This is a genomic window from Vibrio sp. ED004, from assembly GCF_023206395.1.
Classification (GTDB): domain Bacteria; phylum Pseudomonadota; class Gammaproteobacteria; order Enterobacterales; family Vibrionaceae; genus Vibrio.
This window is the reverse complement of record NZ_CP066149.1, coordinates 2,251,314-2,271,334: the sequence shown is the minus strand read 5'-3', so window position 1 is coordinate 2,271,334 and position 20,021 is coordinate 2,251,314. Positions and strand designations below refer to the sequence as shown.

At 45.8% G+C, this 20,021-nt stretch carries 18 protein-coding genes and 1 tRNA gene; 11 read left to right on the top strand and 8 right to left on the bottom strand.

Translation table 11 applies throughout. From position 1 onward, the window contains the following. Positions 1-302: 302 nt before the first annotated feature. Positions 303-1,820, bottom strand: a complete 1,518-nt coding sequence (locus ITG10_RS10300; RefSeq protein WP_017629375.1) for an inorganic triphosphatase — start codon at positions 1,818-1,820, stop codon at positions 303-305. A gap of 207 nt (positions 1,821-2,027) precedes the next feature. Between ITG10_RS10300 and ITG10_RS10295 the strand changes: the two genes are divergently transcribed. The 3 genes from ITG10_RS10295 to ITG10_RS10285 all read left to right on the top strand — a co-directional run bounded on the left by ITG10_RS10295 (position 2,028) and on the right by ITG10_RS10285 (position 4,916). Next, complete coding sequence (locus ITG10_RS10295; RefSeq protein ID WP_017629376.1) at positions 2,028-2,708, top strand: TIGR00153 family protein; 681 nt, start codon at positions 2,028-2,030, stop codon at positions 2,706-2,708. Between the two features lie 128 nt (positions 2,709-2,836). Then, positions 2,837-4,099 (top strand): inorganic phosphate transporter, encoded by a 1,263-nt coding sequence (locus ITG10_RS10290; protein WP_017061418.1) that lies wholly within the window; start codon positions 2,837-2,839, stop codon positions 4,097-4,099. A 205-nt stretch (positions 4,100-4,304) separates the two neighbouring features. After that, the gene (locus ITG10_RS10285; protein ID WP_017629377.1) at positions 4,305-4,916 is read left to right on the top strand and encodes a TIGR04211 family SH3 domain-containing protein; all 612 of its coding nucleotides are present in this window, start codon (positions 4,305-4,307) and stop codon (positions 4,914-4,916) included. Between the two features lie 122 nt (positions 4,917-5,038). Here ITG10_RS10285 and ITG10_RS10280 read toward each other — a convergent pair whose 3' ends face one another. Continuing rightward, positions 5,039-5,998, bottom strand: a complete 960-nt coding sequence (locus tag ITG10_RS10280) for a general secretion pathway protein GspB (RefSeq protein WP_017629378.1) — start codon at positions 5,996-5,998, stop codon at positions 5,039-5,041. Continuing rightward, a complete protein-coding gene (locus tag ITG10_RS10275; RefSeq protein WP_017629379.1) occupies positions 5,998-7,668 on the bottom strand; it encodes an AAA family ATPase in 1,671 nt (556 codons plus the stop codon). The genes ITG10_RS10280 and ITG10_RS10275 overlap by 1 nt, the downstream gene beginning before the upstream one ends. Positions 7,669-7,704: 36 nt before the next feature. Between ITG10_RS10275 and ITG10_RS10270 the strand changes: the two genes are divergently transcribed. Then, positions 7,705-9,021 (top strand): multifunctional CCA addition/repair protein, encoded by a 1,317-nt coding sequence (locus ITG10_RS10270; RefSeq protein ID WP_017629380.1) that lies wholly within the window; start codon positions 7,705-7,707, stop codon positions 9,019-9,021. Between the two features lie 92 nt (positions 9,022-9,113). On the opposite strand, the gene ITG10_RS10265 is transcribed toward ITG10_RS10270, so the two are convergent. From ITG10_RS10265 to folB, 3 genes are read right to left on the bottom strand one after another with little or no spacing between them, the layout of a single operon-like run. After that, positions 9,114-9,917, bottom strand: a complete 804-nt coding sequence (locus tag ITG10_RS10265; protein WP_017629381.1) for an undecaprenyl-diphosphate phosphatase — start codon at positions 9,915-9,917, stop codon at positions 9,114-9,116. Between the two features lie 15 nt (positions 9,918-9,932). Then, entirely contained in the window at positions 9,933-10,415 is a 483-nt protein-coding gene (folK, locus tag ITG10_RS10260) for a 2-amino-4-hydroxy-6-hydroxymethyldihydropteridine diphosphokinase (RefSeq protein ID WP_017629382.1), read from the bottom strand. Then, a complete protein-coding gene (gene folB / locus ITG10_RS10255; protein WP_017629383.1) occupies positions 10,412-10,771 on the bottom strand; it encodes a dihydroneopterin aldolase in 360 nt (119 codons plus the stop codon). The genes folK and folB overlap by 4 nt, the downstream gene beginning before the upstream one ends. 138 nt (positions 10,772-10,909) lie before the next feature. On the opposite strand from folB, the gene plsY reads away from it, so the two are divergent. Then, entirely contained in the window at positions 10,910-11,506 is a 597-nt protein-coding gene (gene plsY / locus ITG10_RS10250; protein WP_017629384.1) for a glycerol-3-phosphate 1-O-acyltransferase PlsY, read from the top strand. A gap of 60 nt (positions 11,507-11,566) precedes the next feature. On the opposite strand, the gene ITG10_RS10245 is transcribed toward plsY, so the two are convergent. Beyond that, positions 11,567-12,382 (bottom strand): alpha/beta hydrolase, encoded by an 816-nt coding sequence (locus tag ITG10_RS10245; protein ID WP_017629385.1) that lies wholly within the window; start codon positions 12,380-12,382, stop codon positions 11,567-11,569. Between the two features lie 106 nt (positions 12,383-12,488). Then, positions 12,489-13,505 carry a tRNA (adenosine(37)-N6)-threonylcarbamoyltransferase complex transferase subunit TsaD gene (gene tsaD / locus ITG10_RS10240; RefSeq protein ID WP_017629386.1) on the bottom strand — a complete coding sequence of 339 codons (1,017 nt, stop codon included), beginning with the start codon at positions 13,503-13,505 and terminating at the stop codon, positions 12,489-12,491. A 258-nt stretch (positions 13,506-13,763) separates the two neighbouring features. Here tsaD and rpsU point away from each other — a divergent pair, with 258 nt between their 5' ends. From rpsU to ITG10_RS10210, 6 genes are all read left to right on the top strand, one after another. After that, a complete protein-coding gene (gene rpsU, locus ITG10_RS10235; protein WP_004396009.1) occupies positions 13,764-13,979 on the top strand; it encodes a 30S ribosomal protein S21 in 216 nt (71 codons plus the stop codon). A 25-nt stretch (positions 13,980-14,004) separates the two neighbouring features. Then, positions 14,005-14,448 (top strand): GatB/YqeY domain-containing protein, encoded by a 444-nt coding sequence (locus ITG10_RS10230; protein ID WP_017629387.1) that lies wholly within the window; start codon positions 14,005-14,007, stop codon positions 14,446-14,448. A 119-nt stretch (positions 14,449-14,567) separates the two neighbouring features. Further along, positions 14,568-16,319, top strand: a complete 1,752-nt coding sequence (gene dnaG / locus ITG10_RS10225; protein ID WP_017629388.1) for a DNA primase — start codon at positions 14,568-14,570, stop codon at positions 16,317-16,319. A 99-nt stretch (positions 16,320-16,418) separates the two neighbouring features. Next, entirely contained in the window at positions 16,419-18,263 is a 1,845-nt protein-coding gene (rpoD, locus tag ITG10_RS10220; protein ID WP_017629389.1) for an RNA polymerase sigma factor RpoD, read from the top strand. A gap of 162 nt (positions 18,264-18,425) precedes the next feature. Beyond that, positions 18,426-18,501 (top strand) — tRNA-Ile (locus ITG10_RS10215). Between the two features lie 203 nt (positions 18,502-18,704). Further along, entirely contained in the window at positions 18,705-19,973 is a 1,269-nt protein-coding gene (locus ITG10_RS10210; RefSeq protein ID WP_248386381.1) for an O-acetylhomoserine aminocarboxypropyltransferase/cysteine synthase, read from the top strand. Positions 19,974-20,021 lie beyond the last annotated feature (48 nt).

Below are 20,021 nucleotides of genomic sequence, written 5' to 3'. Positions count from 1 at the left end.
ATGCCACCCTCAAGCACAGCATAGGTCTGACTGAGTATAGGGCTTCGCGCTATTTCGGACGCTTACCCACCTATACTGCCGAAGCAGGTTTACTTGCGTTGTGTACTGTTAACTTCCTATCGCTTCCTTCAGACCCTGCCGTTAGCCAGCAACGCCCTTGCGATTCGGATTATCTTCCCCTCAGTCGGGGTGATTCAGGTTTCTTTCAACCTAACGGGTTTGCCAGCTTCGCTGGGCAAACAAAAAAATAGGGCCGAAGCCCTATTTTCAAATTCATGGTTATATTGATACTGGTGTTGAGGTTAGTCTTGCCAGTATGGCTCAACCTCTACACTGATTTGACGTGTCTGTTCCATCGCATGCAGGATAGAGACCTCTTGACGAGCCAACCAACGCTCTAGCTGAACCTTCTCATCGCCTTCTAACTTCTCAGTTAACGGCTCTAATGTTTTAAGTGCCAGCAAGTCATCAATACCTTGTACCATGTCAGCCCAAGGTAAACGGAAGCTGTTGCGCTCTTCATCGTCATACAAGCTCGCGAAACCTACACCTGAGTATAGATTGCGCATCAAACGATATTGCTGATCAATATAGGCTTGGCTGGTCATCACACGTTCAGGTGGGAAAGCTTCCATCAAGTCCGCCCATGTGCGATCAAGCTGCTTCACCGAAAACCATTCGATACCACGAGCCATTTGCTCACGCGCTTTTTCGTCGAGGAAAGGCTGCCAACCACGAGACAGGATCCAACGGCTCAGGTCGAGCAATAAACCGGTGTAACGAGCCGAACTCAGCAAAGTAAGCAAGTCTTCACGATCTGGAAGTTGCTCTTGCATCTCTTTCAGCTCAGCCACCAAGAACTTACGCGCATCGAGTTTACGCAGCACATGGCCTTTATCTTCCAGCAAATCTTCGAAGTGGTCATAGCTTTTTAGCCACTCAAGCTCTTGCTCAAGCCACTTTAGCTCTTGGCGTAAAATCGCACTTGCTCGTCTTGGAACAATGCCGCCATAGATAGTGAAGGTTTGGCGAATAAAACTCAGCGAGTGACTGATCTCATGCAACGCTTCAATCGACTGACGCTCAGTAAAAATCTGCTCGTGATAATGCCAATGAGCGAGAGCATGCTCTAAAGATTGAATGAAACACGATTCAACGGTATCACTTTTGTCAGTATCAACTAAGGTCAAAGGAGTAACTTCATCTCCTTGATAACCTTGAGCAAGACGGTAACCCTTAGCTGCTTTGCTGAGGTTACCTAGGCGCATGCCACCTTGCTCGCAGAATTGACGAGACAGTGTAAATAGGGCATCGGTTTGACCGGATTTAAGTTCTAGTTCGACTTCGCAAATTGGCTCTTGCTGGTCGCCAGATTCAACAAAGCCTTGGTCAAAAGCCACTTCAACTTGGCTACCATCAGGCATACCAATCAACCACTGCTCTCGCGTGAAGTTAGTAGAGAACAGAGGTGTGAGCTCAGCTTGCAGCGTTTCGATGTCTTTACCTGCTGGCCAGATATCTTCTGGGTGCAGGGCGAGCTTAGGCTCATTGCTGTCATGCTCAGCGTTGTATTCCGGCCTTTGATGCAAGCCAGCAACGACACGTCCTGCGGTCTTTACGGTTTGTACAAATACGTCATCAAAGCGTCGAATGCGCAAGCCTGTATCGTGCTTACGTAGCCAGTTGTCAGGGGTGTCAAAGTAGATGTTACCTAGCTCGCGACAACTGTGCTGAAGTACTTTAGTTTCAGCAATTTTATTGCGCAAAGTCTCTGAAAAATCAGGAGAAACAAAAAACTTCAGTTCTATCTCGGTTTCCATAGTTATACCTTTCTGTGAAGATAGGGACAGGATATTGCCAATTTAAAAACTCGGCAAGTCAGAAATATCGCCCTTATGATGATCTAAAACAGTTTTAATGAGAGATTGATTAGGTTAACATGCGCGACTTTGTAGCCATCGCTTAACATTTCACCATGAATATGGTGTATGTTGTTTTAAGGTTATTATTTATTAGGTTGGATGACCATGCCAGTAAATACAATTATGGGGTTATTTGCAAAGTCCCCAATTAAACCTTTGCAGCGTCACGTAGTATGCGTGAACGAATGTTGTTCTCACCTAGTTAATTTCTTTGAAGTTTCTTCAAAGGGTGACTGGGAAAAAGCAGCTGAAATTCGAGCTCAAATTTCTCACCTTGAGAAAGAAGCTGACGTACTAAAACGTGAAATTCGCCTTAAACTTCCTCGTGGTTTGTTTATGCCAGTTGATCGCACCGATATGTTGGAGCTATTAACGCAGCAAGACAAACTAGCAAACCTAGCGAAAGACATTGCTGGCCGTGTATATGGTCGTCAACTTGTCATTCCTGCTCCTCTACAAGAAAATTTCATCGCTTACGTTAAACGTTGTCTAGATGCAGCGAACCAAGCACAAAACGTAATCAATGAACTAGACGAATTACTTGAAACTGGCTTTAAAGGCCGCGAAGTAACACTCGTTGCTGAAATGATTCATCAATTAGATGTAATTGAAGATGACACGGATGCGATGCAGATCGAATTACGCCAACAATTGATGGCGATCGAAGACGGTCTGAATCCAGTTGATATCATGTTCTTATACAAAATTCTTGAATGGGTTGGTGGTATTGCAGATCAAGCACAGCGTGTAGGCGCTCGTCTTGAAGTAATGCTTTCTCGATCTTAAATCATACGTTAACCATATAACGAAGAGCACTTTTTGAACAAACCACTTATGCGCTGAGTATTTCTCTCGCTGAGCGGTTTTTTGCGTCTAAATTTGCTCCGCTTGTTATCAAACAACTAGGTATTACGATGGATATCCTTGCTAACTACGGCACTGTCCTGATTATTGTTGCAGCAGCTTTCGGTTTCTTGATGGCTATTGGTATTGGTGCAAATGACGTTGCGAACGCAATGGGCACCTCAGTAGGCTCTAAAGCTCTAACCGTTAAACAAGCGATCATTATCGCAATGATCTTTGAATTCGCTGGCGCATATCTTGCCGGTGGCGAAGTTACCGATACGATCCGTAAAGGTGTAATCGAAACATCTCTATTCGCTCATCAACCAGACGTACTTGTGTACGGTATGATGTCTGCACTTCTAGCAGCAGGTACATGGCTACTTCTAGCTTCATACATGGGCTGGCCTGTTTCTACTACTCACTCAATCATCGGTGCAATCATCGGTTTTGCTTGTATCTCTGTAGGTACAGAAGCGGTTGACTGGAACAGTGTTCAAGGCATTGTGGGCAGTTGGATTATCACACCTGTTATTTCCGGCTTCTTTGCTTACGTGATATTTGTGAGTGCGCAGCGACTGATCTTTGATACGGAAAACCCGCTATTCAATGCGAAGCGTTTTGTTCCGGTATACATGTTCATTACGACAATGGTCATTGCTCTTGTAACTATCAAGAAAGGTCTTAAGCACGTAGGTCTTCACCTAAGCAACACTGAAGCATGGGTTTGGGCTGCTGGCGTTTCTGCTCTTGTTATGATCGGTGGTTACCTATACATCCAGAAGAAATTCGCTAACCGCGAAGAAGACCACGGCTTTGCTGGCGTTGAAGGCATCTTCTCTGTACTAATGGTTATCACAGCTTGTGCGATGGCTTTCGCACACGGTTCAAACGACGTTGCAAACGCGATTGGTCCACTGTCTGCTGTTGTATCAACCGTTGAGCACATGGGTGAAATCACAGGTAAGAGTACTATCGCATGGTGGATTCTTCCTCTAGGTGGCTTCGGTATCGTTGTTGGTCTTGCAACAATGGGTCATAAAGTAATGGCAACCGTTGGTACTGGTATTACAGAATTAACACCAAGCCGTGGCTTTGCTGCACAACTTGCAACTGCATGTACGGTTGTACTAGCTTCAGGTACTGGCCTTCCAATCTCTACTACACAAACACTGGTTGGTGCGGTATTGGGTGTTGGTTTTGCTCGTGGTATCGCAGCACTGAACTTAGGCGTTGTACGTAATATCGTAGCTTCTTGGATTGTGACACTACCTGCAGGTGCTCTACTTGCTGTTGTGTTCTTCTACGGAATTCAAGCTGCGTTTACTATGTAATCGCGACTGCGTTAGTGATGACTAGCGTCAGAATAGTGTGAGCTTCGGTAACGATATGTAAATGCCATGTCATTATTGACTCAAACGCACAGAAAGGGAGGCTTTGCCTCCCTTCTTTGTTGCACCGCATAAAGAAACTAAATATTATTTGCTAATTGAGGCTGACTCATCCGCCTACCCAATTTGAATCGTTAAGGGATTTACTGTGAAAAAACTGATTAGCTTAGTTTTGTTCGCAATGCTTGCGGCTCCAGCTGCCTTTGCACAAGACCGTTATATTGCTGACAAACTATTTACTTATATGCATTCTGGCCCAAACAATACCTTCCGTATCATCGGTAGTGTTGACGCTGGTGAGAAGATTACATACCTACAAACTAACAAGAGTACGGGTTACACCCAGATTCAAGACAACCGCGGCCGCAAAGGTTGGGTTGAAAGTAAGTTTGTAAGCACTCAAGAAAGCATGGCACTGCGCATGCCTAAACTAGAGAAAGAACTGACTGAAGTAAAAGGCAAGCTAGCAAACGCTCGTCAAAGCGCTGACAGTGAAAAAGCTGGCCTAGCGAGCTCTCTAGATTCTCGTAACAAGCAAATTGCTGAACTTGAACAGAACTACAGCGAAATTAGCCAACAGCTAACAAGCTCTCAAACAGAAAACCGTGAACTGCGCGCTAAGCTAGACACGCAGAAAGATGACCTACTACTGAAGTACTTCATGTACGGTGGTGGTGTTGCTGGTATTGGTCTACTTCTAGGCCTTGTTCTACCACACATCATGCCTCGTCGCAGAAAGTCACCAAACGGCTGGGCGTAAGCTAACCGCTTTACTTGCCTTTCACTAAGGTAAATCCAGTAGCGAATATCAAAAAGGAGCACCGAGGTGCTCCTTTTTATTTGTCTTAAACTTCACTCAGCTAGTGTGCCAACAGCAACGCACTAACCCTTCCATTCATACAGCGCAGGGATTTCTATCTTCTGCTGGTTGAACTCAATAACCACTGATTGCGGTTTAATCTCGAGTAACTGAATGTCTTGGTCGATCCAATCTCCTTGAGCCACTTCGTGACCATTCACTTTTACCCAACGCTTGGTTTCACTGCTTGAGTACATGTGAGTCTGTAGATCTAACTTAGGTAGAACTCCAGACAAGCTATTGGTATGCGTTTCTAACTCGATGACCTGTGACCCCATTTGTCCGGCGGGTCTAGAATCCATCGGTTCAGGCGCATCATTTTGTTGTTCACCCATAATGGATTCAAGCTTTAATGCCAAATCGGGTGGAAGCTCAGTAAGATCCAACCCTTGCAGCAAATCACTATCCGCTTGCAGTTCAGTATTCTCATCATTCGAACTGGGTTGAACAGTTGGTTGGGTTGGTACCGGTTCTGCACTCGCTGTTGTTTGCTGTGTGTTATCGGTATTGGCCATCGCTACTGTTGTTCCACCCGCGACATTGTTACTTTCTAGCTCAACCTGCGCATACACCTCTTGGCGCGGTAATGCTTTTAACGCCTTGCTTGTCGGAGCAATACGAACAGCAAACAAGGCATCATCTTGTGCAGGCTCGACAGCTGTTGCTTCACTCTTTGTTCTGGCTTCAACGGTTTGCGTTTCAATCTCTGGCTTAGGCTTTGACTCTGCCATCACGGCATTAACAGGTTGATTTGCTAAGTGTGTCTGTTGCTGGTTATAAGATTGATAGACCAGAACCCCACCTACCAGTAAGGACGGAACCAAAATTAGGAGTAGCCCCATCGCGAGCGATGAACCACGTTTGTTGCTCATCCCTTTAGCTGAGCTAGGCACATGATGATTCTGATAACCTTTGAAGCTTGGTCTGCTAAGAGAGTGCTGTTTTCCAGAAGAGTGTTTAAGCTCATGCATAATACGTGACATTAGCTTGCCCCTCCTTCTAGTGACATCAATTTAGGAGAATCAAGCTGCGCCAATCTTTGCAATCTTGCTAGCGTGCGCTTACCTGCGATGCCATCAACAGACATCCCTTGCCAAATCTGAAAGGCTTCCACCTTCATTTTCAACTCGTTATCAAACACATCACTGCCAGACACCACTTCACCCAAGACTTCAGAAAGCAGCAAATCAAGCATAGCAATTGCCTCACCTTGATAACCCTCTTTAAGGGTCTCTCTTAACGGCTGTTTCCAAATCGCGACATAGTCGCCTTGCCATACTTGTTCTAATGATTGCTTTGGCATAGACAGTAGCTTTTCGTTAACAAGCAATTCGACCGAATCCTCAGACACACCATAGAGCACAGCAAATACAGGCTCTTGGTCGATTTCGAGATTGAGTACCACAGGCACGCCGAGTTCTAACAGAGACGCTAAATCAGAATGATGTTGTTCACACACAAAAACACTCTGCGGCTCACTCAAACACAAGCCATCACGCAAGGAGGATTGATATCCCCATAGGGTGTAGAGATCTTTAATCGCAAGAGAACGGTTGGTTCCCTGCATCAAGTGTTGTTGGATATGTTGTGGCAGCGCGAACTTGGTTGGCTTAGGTTCTGCAACCAACTTAGGAGTATCGGCTACTAGTGAGCGCTGAGCGTGTGCCAGTACCTCAGTTTTAGCTTCACTTTCCGTCTCTGCAGGTAACCATGAATCGATATAGGATGGCGCGAAATTAAAGGTCGCAATGGCAAGACCGACACTTAATGTAGCAATACCTGCATACTGAAACATTTTTGGCGCGACACCGACGCCACGTGGCTTCTCGACATGATACACATCTGCCTGAAAAGCCATAACCTGTTGGCAGGCTCGGCTGACGGTTTCATTGCTTGGTAACTGCTCTCCGTCATGAAAAGCCAATTGCAGCGCCTTGTCACACACCAAGTTAATCAACCGTGGAATACCATGAGTATATTGGGCGATCAGCTTAATAGAACGATTCGAAAATAACATCTGTTCGCCACCCGCCGTTTCCAAACGAAACGCGATGTACTTACCGGTTTCTTCCGTATTAAGAGGCAGTAGGTGATAACGACCAGTAATGCGCTGCGCTAATTGGCGTAGCTGCGTGGTTTGTAGGTGTTGCTGCAATTCGGGTTGGCCAACCAGCAGCACTTTTAACAGCTTACGACTGTCGGTTTCCAAATTGGTTAGAAGGCGCAGCTGTTCCAACACATCGGCAGCGAGGTGTTGCGCTTCATCAATGACCAATAAGGTTTGAATACCGTCTGCATGGCTATCAAGCAGGAAATGATGAATCGCCTGACTCAACTGCTTGAGCGATGCTTGTTCAGGGTAGTCGACCTCAAACTCATCACAGATAGCTTCGAGCAAATCGGTGTTGGAAAACGTAGGGTTGAGTATAAGGCCAGCTTGAGTCTGATTATTGAGTGAAGACAACATCGCTTTGGCGACGGTTGTTTTACCTGTACCTACTTCACCAGTAAGCATTGCAAAGCCCCCACCCTCGCCTAGACCGGCTTGTAGGTTCTGCATCGCTTCTTGATGACGCTGACTCAAAAACAAATAACGAGAATTTGGTACAATCGAAAATGGCATCTCAACGAAGCCAAAATATTCCTTATACATGTGCTGCCCTATAATTACGATTAATGGAAAGTACCATTGCTTGCCGTAAAGTCCAGCAGTGATAAAACATTTCGAGGTGATAAGTTGCAAATATACGATAGCCTACCAAAAGAGAATGGGCTACAGCGCTATCTAGTCGGTGGGGCGGTGCGCGATAAGCTACTCAATATTGATAGCTATGATAAAGATTGGGTGGTGGTCGGCAGTACCCCTCAAGAGATGGAAAGCCTTGGCTTCACTGCGGTGGGTAAAGATTTCCCGGTATTCCTGCACCCAAAAACCAAGGAAGAGCACGCACTGGCTCGCACTGAGAGAAAGTCAGGTTCTGGTTACACAGGCTTCGAATGTTACTTCGCGCCAGATGTCAACCTAGAAGAAGATCTCATGCGCCGCGATCTAACGATCAACGCTATCGCTCAAGATGATGAAGGCAACCTTCACGATCCTTACCACGGCCAGCAAGATCTCTCAGATCGTATTCTTAGACACGTATCCGATGCCTTTGTCGAAGATCCACTTCGTGTGCTACGTGTTGCCCGTTTCGCTGCCAAGCTTCACCACCTCAACTTTACGATTGCACCTGAAACCATGTTGATGATGAGTGAAATTGTCGAATCTGGTGAACTCGCGCATCTTACGGCAGAGCGTGTGTGGCAAGAATGGCATAAATCACTCAGCACACCACACCCAGAAGTGTTCCTTTCAGTGCTCAAAGAGTGCGGAGCGCTAGCGGTTGTTTTGCCAGAGATTGACGCTCTATTTGGTGTCCCTCAACCTGAGAAATGGCACCCAGAAATCGACACAGGTATCCACACGCTGATGGTGGCTCAACAAGCAGCGCTATTAAGCCCATCGTTACCAGTACGCTTTGCAGCTCAAGTGCATGACCTAGGCAAAGGCGTGACACCACAAGCTGAATGGCCAAGCCACAAAATGCACTGTCATACTGGCGTGAAGATCATCAAGAAACTGTGTGAACGAGTAAGAATACCCAATGAATTCAGAGACCTCGCACTTTTAGTGTGTGAGCAGCACTCTAATATTCATCGCGCGGGTGAACTTAAGCCCACGACTTTCCTTAAGGTTTTAAACAAGTTCGATGTGTGGCGTAAACCAGACAGGCTCAACGACATTCTTCTATGTTGCCAAGCTGACCACGCAGGTCGTAAAGGTTTAGAAGATCAGCCTTATCCTCAAAAGGCTCGTTTTGAAGCAGCCTATCAAGCGGCGCTGAAAGTCGAGGTAAAAGCGATTATTGCCGATGGTTTTAAAGGCAAAGATATTCGAGAAGAACAAGAGAAGCGCAGAGCTGCGGCAATTGAAAGCGCACTAGCAGAACTCGCTAATCACTAATCTTCAGTGCGCTGATAAACACGCATGAAAAAGCCCGCGATAAAGCGGGCTTTTTATTTCAATCTTTACGACGAGACTGTTATCAGAGCCTGTTACTGCATCATTAAGAAGGCAAACAGACCACAACCTAGAATGAGGCGGTAGATAACAAATGGTGTCATGCCCATGCGAGAGATAAGCTTCAAGAAGCAGTGAATACAGATATAAGCACTGATGAAAGACACCGCAACGCCCGTTAGCAAAGTGCCAACATGGATTGGGTCGCCACTGGTCACCAACTTAAGGCCTAAGTAGCCACCAGCCAAAGTGATGATTGGGATAGACATCAAGAAAGAGAATCGAGCTGCTGCTTCACGTGTGAAACCAAGGTAAAGCGCTGCAGTAATCGTAGCGCCAGAACGAGATGTACCCGGAATGATCGCCATTGCTTGAGCAAGACCAATGAACAAGGCTTTTTTCCAACCCGCTTGGTATTCGTCATCACGTAGACTTGAATTCTTATCCACCCACCATAAAAGCAAACCAAAGATGATAGTGGTTGTCGCAATCACCCATGCACTGCGCAGGTAAAGTTCAACAATGTCTTTCATTAACAGGCCAAAGATACACGCAGGAATCGTCGCGAGAATGATCATCCACGCCAACTTCGCTTCTTTGCTGCGATCGCCTTTAAATACCGAACCAAAGAAAGCACTCAAAAGAGACACCACTTCTTTGCGGAAATAGATAACTACGGCAGCTAAAGTACCAACATGGACCGCGACATCAAAAGCCAAACCTTGATCTTCCCAGCCTAAAACAGCAGAAGGGAGGATTAAGTGTGCAGAACTGGAAATAGGTAAAAACTCAGTAAAGCCTTGCACCAACGCCAATATAAACGCTTCAAAATAACTCATTACTTACCTTAAAAATTATAGTTTTATATCTACAACAGAGAGCGAGTCTAATTGCTGCATCTTCTGCCATATTTCACTGACGGTTCGTCCGTCTTGCGGGATCACTCTCGCAGGACAGAGATCATAAAGTGGTTGTGTTACAAAAGGATATTTATAGATATCACTGCGTGGTAATTCTGGTTCGCGCTCAGAAACCACGTCTCCAAACAACACAATATCAAGATCGAGCTTTCGATCTTGAAGTTTGTGCGCATCTTGAGAGCGACCCCATTTAAACTCAATTTTACGAAGTTGCTGTGAAAATTCAGTCAATGAAAGTGATGTGTCGAGCTCTATCACAAAGTTATAAAACGGGTAGCTATTAAAACCCACAGGCTCACAGTGATAGATTTTAGAGCATTTAAGGTTAATCCCTAACGATTGAAGCTCTGTCCATGCCACCCTTGCATGCTTGTCGCGGTCTATGTTCGTGCCAACACCAACATAGGCTACTGTCATGCTTGGCCTCGTTCAATGATCACGCCAACAGCTTTTGCTTGTGGAACGGCACCCGGCTTCGCTAGGCGGATCTTAATCCAAGGTACAGAGAATTTAGTCATGATTAACTCAGCGACTTCTTCTGCCACACGCTCAACCAGTAGGAAACGACCGTTAGCAATATGGTCAAGCACAGCCGTACTCACTGTTGAGTAATCCAAAGCGTCAACAACATCATCACTCTTGCCAGCTGGGCGGTTGTCATGAGCCATCTCAATATCAAGCACCAGTTTTTGTTTGATCTCTTGTTCCCAATCGTAAACACCGATCGTTGTAATTACTTCTAACTGTTCAATGAAAACTTTATCCAGTGCCATGACTTGTCCTTTTAGAGGTCGGATACCCATATTGGGGAAAAAAACGTATTATTTGCGTAATTCGAGATATGATATCAATTACTCTTGGATTGAGCATTATTTTCCCATCGTTAGGCTTATAACCGTTTAAGGACAGACATGACCCCATTGGCACTTATCATGATCATTGCTGCCTACTTACTAGGTTCAATCTCTAGTGCGGTCTTGATATGCCGAGTCTTGAGGCTCCCTGACCCAAGAACGGTGGGTTCGAATAATCCCGGAGCAACCAACGTGTTACGTGTCGGAGGTAAAGGTGCTGCGGCGTCAGTACTGCTATGCGACATGCTCAAAGGCACCATCCCTGTCTGGCTTGGTTACTACCTAAAAATCGACCCAATCATTTTAGGCGTTGTTGCAATTGCAGCCTGTCTTGGCCATATGTACCCAATATTCTTCCACTTCAAAGGTGGTAAAGGTGTCGCAACCGCACTTGGCGCTATCGCCCCAATAGGATTCGATCTAACGGGCATGATCATGGCGACGTGGTTAGTGGTCGCATTTTTGTTTCGTTACTCTTCTTTAGCGGCACTGGTTACCGTACTACTTGCACCTTTCTACGCTTGGTTAGTCAAACCGCAATACACACTGCCCGTGGCCATGCTGTGCTGTTTGATCGTGCTACGTCACCACCAGAATATCCGCCGCCTACTCGATGGCAGCGAGCCAAAACTCGGGCAAAAAAAATCGGCTTAATCTTATATATCCATTTGAATATAAAGATTTAAGCCGATAAATTTTAACTATCGAGAGTGCTTATAGCAGGTGCTTATCTAAAAAGCCTTTCAGCATCGTATTCACAAACTCTGGTTGTTCTAGCGAACTAATATGGCCTGCGCCAGGAATCACCACTAGCTCACTCCCTGTAATGCAATCGTGCATTAAGTAAGATTCTAGTACTGGGCGAGGCTTATCTTCTTGCCCTACCGCAATCAACACAGGCAATGCAAAGTTCTCTACTGATTCGATCATGTCACGACGGCCAAAGACCATTCGGCCGATGCGAGCCACTTGTTCTGCTTTATCACTCTTAAGTTCAGATAACTGCTGAGTAAAACCTTCAACCAAATCTGGTGTGTTGGTTTGAGCATCGTTTGCGAAGAACAATGGAACCACCGCTTCAACAATCGGTTGAGGGACCATCTTAGTCTGGGTGATGGTGTCTAACATGTTGAAGTATTTAGCGTGCGCAACTTCTGGCTCCAGACCCACAAAGGTATCCATTAATACCAGAGATTGAATTCGCGCAGGTGCTAACTCGGCAAGCTCTGTGCCCCACATGCCGCCAACCGATAAACCAACAACTGAAAACTTATCGATGTTTAGGTGATCAAGCAGTGCCAAAACATGTTGAGCGTAATCTTTCAGGTTACGCATTGCACTCGGTGCCGCTTCAGATTCACCATGAGACCAAAGCTCAGGCACAATACAACGGTACTGAGTTTTCAATACCTCAATCTGTGGCTTCCACATCGCGCTATCCCAAAGGTAGCTGTGACCCAATACAACAACCGGGCCCTCACCTTCATCTAGGTACGCCATCGATTGATTATCTACAGTGAACTTGTTCATCTTCTTCCCTAATCTCTATCAGCAATTATTTATCGACATATAGTCGGTAAGCTAGGATATAAAAACGGCCGCACTAGGCGACCGTTTATAGAAACATCTTGATGTATTAAGCAATTGGCTCTAATTGGTCAATCGGCCAACGCGGTGTTGCTTGAACTGAAAGGTCAGCAGTCTCACCATTTTTTAGGCGCTGCATACCCGCATAAGCGATCATTGCACCGTTATCAGTACAGAACTCAGTGCGCGGGTAGTACACCTCACCACCAATTTTCTTAGCAAGCGCTTCAAGCTCAACACGCAGTTGCTTGTTTGCGCTTACACCACCAGCAATCACTATACGTTTCATGCCAGTCTGTTCCAAGGCACGCTTACACTTGATTACCAAGGTGCCACAAACCGCTTCTTGGAATGCGTAAGCAATGTCCGCGCGAGTTTGATCATCGTTGTCATTGTCACGAATCGTATTCGCTGCAAATGTTTTTAGACCAGAGAAGCTCATGTCTAGGCCTGGGCGATCGGTCATAGGACGAGGGAACTTAAAGCGACCTGGCGTGCCTTTCTCTGCTAATCGAGAAAGCAACGGGCCACCTGGGTAATCTAAGCCCATCAGCTTAGCCGTTTTATCAAAGGCTTCGCCCGCCGCATCATCAATCGATTCGCCAAGGATCTTGTATTCACCAATCCCCTTCACTTCAACCATCATAGTGTGACCGCCAGAAACCAGCAGCGCCACAAATGGGAACGGCGGTGGGTTATCTTCTAGCATTGGTGCAAGAAGGTGACCTTCCATATGGTGAACCGGTACTGCTGGTACACCCCAAGCGTAAGCAATACTGCGACCAATGGTTGCGCCCACAAGCAGTGCGCCAACCAAACCTGGGCCAGCTGTGTAAGCCACACCATCAATATCTTTCGACGTTAGGTTAGCTTCCGCTAAAGCTGCTTTAATCAGTGGAATGGTCTTTTTCACGTGGTCACGTGAAGCAAGCTCAGGTACCACACCACCGTAATCGGCGTGCAGTTTTACTTGGCTATATAATTGATGAGAAAGCAGCCCCTGCTCATCATCATAAATTGCGATTCCTGTTTCATCACAAGAGGTTTCAATACCAATAATGCGCATAATTTTCTCGGCACGCTTTCGTCTAAAATGGGAAATTAGCGCAATATTACCCTGCCTAAGCTCTTCAAACAAATATTGTACAGACTATAATCGACAAAATGCTTTACAAAGCTACTGTGATCGGATTAAAATTCCGCACCATTTTTGATCAAGCTGGTTAATGGCCAAACGCGAATAGAGAGTTAGCTCGATGGGTAACTTCTCTGATTTGGTACTGAGTAGCCAGCGATAATGAATAACCCCTGAGGTGAAAGGCATATGCCAATAGTTAAAGTACGTGAAAACGAACCGTTCGACGTTGCACTACGTCGTTTCAAGCGCTCTTGTGAAAAAGCAGGTATCCTTTCTGAAGTTCGCCGTCGCGAGCATTACGAAAAGCCAACTACAGTTCGCAAACGCGCTAAAGCAGCAGCTCAAAAGCGTCACGCTAAGAAGCTAGCTCGCGAAAACGCACGTCGCGTTCGCCTGTACTAATAACTTAATCCATAAGGACTGAGTTATGGCTCTTATTGAACAACTCAAAGAAGAGCAAAAATTAGCGATGAAAGCCAAGGACAAACCGCGCCTTGGCACTATCCGCTTAGCTCTTTCAGCAATTAAGCAACGTGAAGTTGACGAACGGATCACTCTGAACGACGACGACATTCTTGCTGTATTAGTTAAAATGGTTAAGCAACGTCGCGATTCTGTTGCTCAATATGAATCGGCAAATCGTCAAGATCTTGCTGACGTGGAAAAAGCAGAAATTGCTGTACTTGAAGGCTTTATGCCTCAACCGCTAACTGATGAAGAAGTTATTGCACTACTTGATAGCGCAATTGCAGAATCTCAACCTGCGGGCATGCAAGACATGGGTAAAGTAATGGCTATCTTGAAACCACAAATTCAAGGGCGTGCAGATATGGGTAAAGTTAGTGGTTTAGTTCGTTCTAAACTCGCTTAATCCCAAATCAAATTGCAACAAGCCGTGCAATCCTTCGGAACGCACGGCTTGTTTGTATCTGTAACCTATTCAAACTATTATTATCCACACTCTCAGTTAGTGCATTTTTCTAAGGTTTTATGGCAGGACACATCCCGCGTAGTTTCATCGATGATCTCCTAGCGCGTCTCGACATTGTCGACATTGTGGACGCACGCGTGAAACTTAAGAAAAAAGGCAAAAACTATGGTGCTTGTTGCCCATTCCACAACGAAAAGACCCCTTCTTTTAGCGTAAGCCAAGAAAAACAGTTTTATCACTGCTTTGGTTGTGGCGTACACGGTAATGCTATCGACTTCATTATGGAGTTCGAACGTCTCGATTTTGTTGAAGCTATTGAAGAACTGGCTTCTTACTTAGGGCTCGATGTTCCTAGAGAACAGCGCAGCGGCGAGATATCAACAACACCTAGAGCCAACAGCGAACAAAAACGTAACCTCTATGATTTGATGGGTGGCATCAGCCAGTTCTATCGCTCACAGCTAAAAATAGCAGCCAATAAACCGGCGATTGAATACCTAAAGAATCGTGGTCTGTCTGGCGAAATCGTCCAGAAGTTTGGCATTGGTTATGTGGCGGATGAGTGGGACTTAGTTCGTAAGAACTTTGGCCAACAGAAAGAAGCCCAAGACATGCTCGTGACTGGCGGCATGTTAATAGAGAACGATAAAGGCAACCGATACGACCGATTCCGTGGACGCGTGATGTTCCCGATTCGCGATCGTCGCGGCCGTGTGATTGGTTTTGGTGGCCGTGTCTTAGAAGACGGCACACCAAAATATCTGAACTCACCAGAAACGCCTATCTTCCATAAAGGTAAAGAACTTTACGGCCTTTATGAAGTGTTGCAAGCCTACCGTGAACCGCCACAAGTACTTGTGGTTGAAGGTTACATGGATGTCGTAGCACTCGCGCAATACGGTGTCGATTATTCAGTGGCATCACTGGGCACCTCAACAACTGGCGACCACATTCAAATGTTGTTCCGCCAAACCAGCACTGTGGTTTGTTGTTACGATGGTGACCGTGCAGGTAAAGAAGCTGCGTGGCGTGCATTAGAAAATGCCCTTGAGTACCTGAAAACAGGGAACACGCTCAAGTTTCTATTCTTGCCAGACGGTGAAGACCCAGATAGCTATATAAGAGAACACGGCAAAGACGCTTTCGAACAACTTGTTCATAATGCGACGCCGCTTTCGACTTATTTGTTCGATAACCTGATTGAAATACACAAGTTGAACTTGGGAACAACGGAAGGAAAATCGGCACTGCGTGCACACGCTAGCGCCTTGATTAACAAAATTCCTGACAGTTACTTCCAAGAACTGCTCGAAAAACTGCTCGATGAGCGGACTGGATTTGATAACCAATTGCGACGTGCGCGTGTTCATACACAGAACCCGACACCTCAACCGCATAAAGAGCTGAAGCGCACTCCAATGCGTGAAGTTATCGCTTTGCTTATCCAAAATCCGAGCTATGCTGATATGGTACCGGATTTATCAAGTGTCAAAGGCTTACAGTTGCCTGGACTAAGTTTATTCGTCGAAGTACTTGATAAATGCCACGAGCATCCCCATATCAACACAGGCCAATTATTAGAGCATTGGCGACACAATAAACATGAGGCTCTTCTGTCTCGTCTCGCGAGCTGGGAAATCCCCCTCGACGAAGACAATCAAGAAGACATATTTTTAGACTCATTGGACAATATACTTGCCCAGTGCGTTGAAAAACAAATTGAAAACCTGCAGGCCAAAGCAAGAAGCGTCGGTTTATCAGCCGAAGAAAAAAGGGAGCTACTAGCTTTAATGCTAGATCTAAAAGCGTAACCCTGTTTGATTAGTCAGCATTTAATAAATTTGTTAACATAATTGGTTTGCATTTGAGAATGCAACGTCCTTCACCAGACCTGAAGTTGGATATCATCTATGGATCAAAATCCGCAGTCACAGCTTAAATTACTTGTTATTAAAGGCAAGGAACAAGGCTATCTGACCTACGCCGAAGTAAACGACCACCTACCTGCAGAAATCGTGGATTCTGAACAGGTAGAAGACATCATTCAAATGATTAACGACATGGGTATCAAGGTAGTTGAAACTGCACCTGATGCTGATGATCTAGCGCTTAATGATGACGATGCCAATATAGATGAAGATGCAGCCGAAGCTGCAGCTGCTGCGCTTTCAAGCGTAGAAAGCGAGATTGGCCGTACTACTGACCCAGTTCGTATGTACATGCGTGAAATGGGTACGGTTGAACTACTGACTCGTGAAGGCGAAATCGACATTGCGAAACGTATTGAAGATGGTATCAATACGGTTCAACTTTCTGTTGCTGAGTACCCAGGCACTATTCCATACATCTTGGAACAGTTTGACCGCGTACAAGCGGAAGAGATTCGCTTAACAGACCTAATCAATGGCTTTGTTGACCCAGATGACGATGGCACTGCTGCGCCAACGGCAACTCACATCGGTTCAGAACTTGCTGAAACTGATCTGGAAGACGAAGACAAAGAAGACGCTGAAGACGACGAGGAAGAGGAAGAAGAAGATACAGGTATTGATCCTGAGCTTGCTCTTGAGAAGTTCACAGCACTTCGTACTAGCTACCAGAATCGTCAACTAGCGATCAACGAGTACGGCCATGAAAGCCCGAAAGCTATGCTTGCAACGACAATGATGCAAGACGTATTCAAAGAGTTCCGTCTAACACCAAAACAGTTTGATTACCTAGTAAACGAACTGCGTAACTCTATGGATCGCGTACGTACTCAAGAACGCCTAATCATGCGTCAAACGGTTGAGTACGGCAAAATGCCGAAGAAATCTTTCATTGCTCTATTTACTGGCAACGAATCTAGCGAAGCATGGTTGGATGAAGTTCTTGCTTCTGACAAGCCATACGCAGAAAAGATCAAACGTAACGAGAACGATATCCGTCGCTCAATCCAAAAACTGGATATGATCGAGAAAGAGACGTCTCTTACTGTTCAAAGCATTAAAGACATCAGCCGTCGTATGTCTATCGGTGAAGCAAAAGCTCGTCGTGCGAAGAAAGAGATGGTTGAAGCGAACTTACGTCTAGTAATCTCGATTGCTAAGAAGTACACAAACCGTGGTCTACAATTCCTGGATCTAATCCAAGAAGGTAACATCGGTCTGATGAAAGCCGTAGATAAGTTTGAATACCGTCGTGGTTACAAATTCTCTACTTACGCTACATGGTGGATCCGTCAAGCAATCACTCGTTCGATTGCCGACCAAGCTCGTACTATCCGTATTCCGGTTCACATGATCGAAACGATCAACAAACTAAACCGTATCTCTCGTCAAATGCTACAAGAGATGGGTCGTGAACCACTTCCGGAAGAATTGGCTGAGCGCATGCAAATGCCTGAAGACAAGATCCGTAAAGTACTGAAAATCGCTAAAGAGCCAATCTCAATGGAGACACCAATTGGTGACGACGAAGATTCGCACCTAGGTGATTTCATCGAGGATACAACGCTAGAACTACCTCTAGACTCTGCAACGGCAACAAGCCTACGCGGTGCAACGAAAGACGTTCTTGCTGGCCTAACACCTCGTGAAGCTAAAGTACTGCGTATGCGTTTCGGTATCGACATGAACACAGACCACACTCTTGAAGAGGTTGGTAAGCAGTTCGACGTAACTCGTGAACGTATCCGTCAGATCGAAGCAAAAGCACTGCGTAAACTTCGTCACCCAAGCCGCTCAGAAACTCTGCGTAGCTTCCTAGACGAGTAATCACACACTCAAGTGTGGTTAGCTTTTAAGCATAAATAAGAAAAGGTGAGCCTTGGCTCACCTTTTTTTTATCCGTGTGATTTAAGTGGCTAAGATGTAAGCGGAATTGCCCCTTATAGTGTCTAGACACCACTGAATGCTTCCCCTATAATCTATGCCTACGGCCCCTTAGCTCAGTGGTTAGAGCGCACGACTCATAATCGTTCGGTCCCCAGTTCAAATCTGGGAGGGGCCACCAAATTAGAAAAGTCAGAACAGTTCATGCTGCTCTGGCTTTTTGCTTTTCTGAAACCGCACAAATCACGCCCTACACTTACTAACGATTACGAATCATCTCGCACACAATTCCAATTGCCTCTCTGTGACTAAGCTTACTTTTCTTTTATGGAAAAATCGGCAATATGAATGTACACAAATTACTCAATTGTTCAGGGAAGACACATGAAAGACGAAACGCTCTCGATTCACTTCGGCTACGAAACCGATCCAACTACCAAATCGGTAGCAACACCTATCTATCAAACCGTCGCGTATGAATTCGATGATGCACAACACGGCGCCGACCTCTTTAACCTTGCAGTGCCAGGTAATATCTATACTCGCATAATGAACCCGACCAATGATGTGTTAGAAAAACGCATGGCCGCTTTAGAAGGTGGTATTGCAGGCTTAGTGGTAAGTGCGGGCAGTGCCGCAATCAACTATGCGATCCAAACCTTGGCACAGATCGGTGACAACATCGTTTCAACCCCTCAGCTTTACGGTGGCACGTACACCCTATTTGCTCACATGCTGCCAAACCAAGGGATTGAGGTTCGCTTTGCTAAAGACGACAAACCAGAAAGCTTAGCGGCGCTGATCGATGAAAAAACCAAGGCGGTTTACTGTGAAAGTATCGGTAACCCGGCAGGTAATATCATCGACCTAGAGCGTGTCGCAGAGCTTGCTCACGCACAAGGTGTGCCTGTGATTGTCGATAATACCGTCGCGACACCTGTGCTATGTAAGCCCATCGATTTTGGTGCTGACATCGTCGTTCATTCACTAACGAAGTACGTTGGTGGTCACGGTACAACCTTAGGTGGCGTGATTGTCGACTCAGGTAAATTCCCATGGGCAGAACACAAAGACCGCTTCCCTGTGTTTAATCAGCCTGAGCCTTCTTACCATGGTGTGGTTTATACCGAAGCATTTGGTGAGGCTGCGTTTATCGGTCGTGCTAGAACGGTTCCCCTGCGTAATACAGGCGCCGCACTGTCACCAATGAATGCTTTCATGTTGATGCAAGGTTTGGAGACGCTGTCGCTACGCATGGAGCGACACACAGAGAACGCATTGAAAGTAGCAGAATATCTCAAACAACACGAGAAGGTCAGTTGGGTAAGCTACGCAGGCTTGCCTAGTTCAGAATTCTACCCGCTTGCTGAAAAGTACATGCAGGGTAAGCCATCGGCTATTTTGTCTTTTGGCTTGAAGGACGGATATGAAGCAGGTGTTCGCTTCTATGATACGCTGCAAATCTTCAAGCGCTTGGTGAACATTGGTGATGCCAAGTCTCTTGCTTGTCACCCTGCATCAACAACACACCGTCAATTAAGCGAAGCGGAACAAAAACAGGCTGGCGTGTCACCAGAGATGATTCGCCTTTCAGTAGGCATCGAGCACATCGAAGATATCTTGGCTGATCTGGAGCAAGCTCTTAACGCTTAATCAAGGTAACGACACCGAGATATTAAAGTGCCATGTAGCATGAAAAAA

What these genes read in the sequence shown, in the direction of transcription:
- ITG10_RS10300 (WP_017629375.1), bottom strand. Translation starts at nt 1,820, where the DNA reads ATGGAAACCGAGATAGAACTGAAGTTTTTTGTTTCTCCTGATTTTTCA.
- ITG10_RS10295 (WP_017629376.1), top strand. Translation starts at nt 2,028, where the DNA reads ATGCCAGTAAATACAATTATGGGGTTATTTGCAAAGTCCCCAATTAAA.
- ITG10_RS10290 (WP_017061418.1), top strand. Translation starts at nt 2,837, where the DNA reads ATGGATATCCTTGCTAACTACGGCACTGTCCTGATTATTGTTGCAGCA.
- ITG10_RS10280 (WP_017629378.1), bottom strand. Translation starts at nt 5,998, where the DNA reads ATGTCACGTATTATGCATGAGCTTAAACACTCTTCTGGAAAACAGCAC.
- ITG10_RS10275 (WP_017629379.1), bottom strand. Translation starts at nt 7,668, where the DNA reads ATGTATAAGGAATATTTTGGCTTCGTTGAGATGCCATTTTCGATTGTA.
- ITG10_RS10265 (WP_017629381.1), bottom strand. Translation starts at nt 9,917, where the DNA reads ATGAGTTATTTTGAAGCGTTTATATTGGCGTTGGTGCAAGGCTTTACT.
- folK (WP_017629382.1), bottom strand. Translation starts at nt 10,415, where the DNA reads ATGACAGTAGCCTATGTTGGTGTTGGCACGAACATAGACCGCGACAAG.
- folB (WP_017629383.1), bottom strand. Translation starts at nt 10,771, where the DNA reads ATGGCACTGGATAAAGTTTTCATTGAACAGTTAGAAGTAATTACAACG.
- plsY (WP_017629384.1), top strand. Translation starts at nt 10,910, where the DNA reads ATGACCCCATTGGCACTTATCATGATCATTGCTGCCTACTTACTAGGT.
- ITG10_RS10245 (WP_017629385.1), bottom strand. Translation starts at nt 12,382, where the DNA reads ATGAACAAGTTCACTGTAGATAATCAATCGATGGCGTACCTAGATGAA.
- tsaD (WP_017629386.1), bottom strand. Translation starts at nt 13,505, where the DNA reads ATGCGCATTATTGGTATTGAAACCTCTTGTGATGAAACAGGAATCGCA.
- rpsU (WP_004396009.1), top strand. Translation starts at nt 13,764, where the DNA reads ATGCCAATAGTTAAAGTACGTGAAAACGAACCGTTCGACGTTGCACTA.
- ITG10_RS10230 (WP_017629387.1), top strand. Translation starts at nt 14,005, where the DNA reads ATGGCTCTTATTGAACAACTCAAAGAAGAGCAAAAATTAGCGATGAAA.
- dnaG (WP_017629388.1), top strand. Translation starts at nt 14,568, where the DNA reads ATGGCAGGACACATCCCGCGTAGTTTCATCGATGATCTCCTAGCGCGT.
- rpoD (WP_017629389.1), top strand. Translation starts at nt 16,419, where the DNA reads ATGGATCAAAATCCGCAGTCACAGCTTAAATTACTTGTTATTAAAGGC.
- ITG10_RS10210 (WP_248386381.1), top strand. Translation starts at nt 18,705, where the DNA reads ATGAAAGACGAAACGCTCTCGATTCACTTCGGCTACGAAACCGATCCA.